This is a genomic window from Mesorhizobium sp. M4A.F.Ca.ET.020.02.1.1 (genome assembly GCF_004022645.1).
Classification (GTDB): Bacteria; Pseudomonadota; Alphaproteobacteria; order Rhizobiales; family Rhizobiaceae; genus Mesorhizobium.
This window is the reverse complement of record NZ_RZOI01000818.1, coordinates 1-2,503: the sequence shown is the minus strand read 5'-3', so window position 1 is coordinate 2,503 and position 2,503 is coordinate 1. Positions and strand designations below refer to the sequence as shown.

The following is a 2,503-nucleotide window of genomic DNA, read 5'->3' as shown; positions in this document are numbered from 1 at the left end:
TATCCGGCTTTCGCCGCGCTGGCGGCGATCGTCGCCGGCCTGTTCCTCACCGGCGCCAGCGGCATCTAGTCTCGCAGGCGGGCGCTGCCCCTCATCCGCCCTTCGGGCACCTTCTCCCCGTGGAACGGGGAGAAGGAAGGTCCTACCTCGGCCGTTTGAACCTCTTCCGCTCCGCTTCCACTGCGTTGCGGCAGACGCATCCTTCGAGATGGTCGTTGACAAGGCCCATCGCCTGCATGAAGGCGTAGACGGTGGTCGGGCCGACGAAGCTCCAGCCCCGCTTCTTCAGCTCCTTCGAGATGCGGACCGAGACCGCCGTCGTCGGATTGGCGCGCAGATGGGCAAGGTCGACGATCTCCGGGCGCTCGCCCGCGCCCGGCTCGAACTTCCAGAACCAGGCCGCCAGCGAGCCGAACTCATCAACCATTTCGCGCGCCCGTTTGGCGTTGTTGATGGTCGAGACGATCTTGCCGCGATGGCGGATGATGCCGGCATTGCCGAGCAGGCGCTCGACATCCTTGTCGGTGAACTGAGCCACCTTGTCGAAGTCGAAGCCAGCGAAGGCCTCGCGGAAATTCTCGCGCTTGCGCAGGATGGTCAGCCAGGAAAGGCCGGACTGGAAGCCTTCGAGGCAGATCTTCTCGAACAGCCGCCGGTCGTCCACCACCGGCCGGCCCCACTCATGGTCGTGGTAGTGCAGATAGTCCGGCAGATTGCCATGCCAGAAGCAGCGCGCCTTGCCGTCAGGGCCGTCGAGCAGGCCGGCATTTTCAGTTCCCATTGCCAGAAATCCGTTCGTTAATGCGCCTCGGCGCCTGTTTTACCGTGGCTTTACCAGATTCCTGAACCGGCCGGTAACCACACCAAAAGGTTTACTGACACATCGGCATTTTACGCATTCCGATTCATGTTTCGGTTGCCGCTTCGCGCCAAGGATCGCGCAACCGGGGGCGGTTTCGTGCCTCCGTCCGTTCGACGATCAAGGTGCGTTCCGATGAAGACAACGTTGGTTTCCCTGCTGGGTGCCGCGGCGGTTCTTGCCGCCGGCGCCACCGCCTCCAATGCCGATGACCGCTATGCCGACCGGCCGCCGGTGATGGTGAGCCCCGACCTTTCGGCGCCCTGGGTGCTGCAGCTTGGCCGCGCGCCTGGTATCGTGCGGCAGACCCGCCAGATGGTGCAGCAGCCGCAGCGGCGCTATCTGCAGGTCCAGCCCGACCAGCAGCGCACGGCGGCGGTGCAGCAGCCGGCCCGGCGCACGGCGATGCGGCCGCAGATCAACCCGATCTACCTGCCGCAGGAAGTCGCGTTCGACGGGCCGCAGAAACCAGGCACCATCGTCATCGATACGCACCAGAATTTCCTCTATCTGGTCGAGAAGGACGGCAAGGCGCGGCGCTACGGCGTCGGCACCGGCAAGCCGGGCTTCGAATGGTCGGGCACGCACAAGATCACCGACAAGCGCGTCTGGCCGGACTGGCGCCCGCCGGCGGTGATGATCAAGCGCGAGGCCGCCAAGGGCCGCTATCTGCCGACCTATCTGGCCGGCGGCGAGGAGAACCCGCTGGGCGCCCGTGCGCTTTATCTCGGCACGACGGAATACCGCATCCATGGCACCAACCAGCCATGGACGATCGGCGGCGCCGTATCTTCCGGCTGCATCCGCATGCGCAACGAGGACGTCGTCGACCTCTACGAGCGCGTCAATGTCGGAACGACGGTGGTGGTGATATAGGGACTGCGAATCTATCGGTCAGGCAGCGCCGACTAATTTTGGCGCCAGCTGTTGCTCCCAAGCCATAGCGCATATTCGGGAGACGTGCTTAGACTGGCAACGAGTTAACGGGGGACGGGCCGTGTGGGGATGCGGCCGGTCACGAAAGGGCAGCACGGGAAACCGCGCTGCCCTTTCGCCTTTCGAGGCAAAACGCGTCGCGCTGAAGGCAGAGCGTTTCGTTTTCGGAGGCTGATTTCCCGGACGGCCTCTGCTATTGCAGCGCACAATTCCCGACGCCAAAGGTCAGCCATGTCCCGGTCCGACGACAGCCGCTATCTCAAGGGTGGGCCGGTGGCCCAGCGCATCATCGCCTCCGTGCGCGAGGACGCCGCGATCGCCACAGCCGAGGGGTTTCCGCCAAAGCTGGTGTCGATCACCGTCGGCGACACCGCCGCAGTCGATGTCTATGTGCGCAACCAGCGCGCCAAGGCGGAACTGGCCGGCATCGGCTTCGAAGAGCGGCGCTTTGCCGCCGACATCACCGCCGGCGAACTGGAGGCCGCGATCCACGGCCTCAATGCCGATCCACGCGTCACCGGCATCATCATCCAGCGGCCGGTGCCGGTGCACATCCCGATCAAGACGCTGCAGGCGGCGGTGCATCCGCTGAAAGACGTCGAGGGCATGCATCCGGCCTCGATCGGCAATATCGTCTACAACCAGCTCGATCTGGCGCCCTGCACGGCGGCCGCCTCGGTCGAGCTCTTGAAGGAGACCGGCCTCGAC

Annotated in this window: 3 protein-coding genes; 2 read left to right on the top strand and 1 reads right to left on the bottom strand. The window is 65.0% G+C overall.

What is annotated here, in order from left to right:
• Positions 1-142 precede the first annotated feature (142 nt).
• Complete coding sequence (locus tag EN742_RS31595) at positions 143-781, bottom strand: DNA-3-methyladenine glycosylase I (protein ID WP_126056401.1); 639 nt, start codon at positions 779-781, stop codon at positions 143-145.
• Positions 782-994: 213 nt separating this feature from the next.
• Between EN742_RS31595 and EN742_RS31590 the strand changes: the two genes are divergently transcribed.
• The gene (locus EN742_RS31590; protein ID WP_126056402.1) at positions 995-1,735 is read left to right on the top strand and encodes a L,D-transpeptidase; all 741 of its coding nucleotides are present in this window, start codon (positions 995-997) and stop codon (positions 1,733-1,735) included.
• Positions 1,736-2,026: 291 nt separating this feature from the next.
• Positions 2,027-2,503, top strand: a 477-nt coding sequence (locus EN742_RS31585; protein WP_148670393.1) for a bifunctional 5,10-methylenetetrahydrofolate dehydrogenase/5,10-methenyltetrahydrofolate cyclohydrolase, incomplete at its 3' end; no start/stop codon positions are given.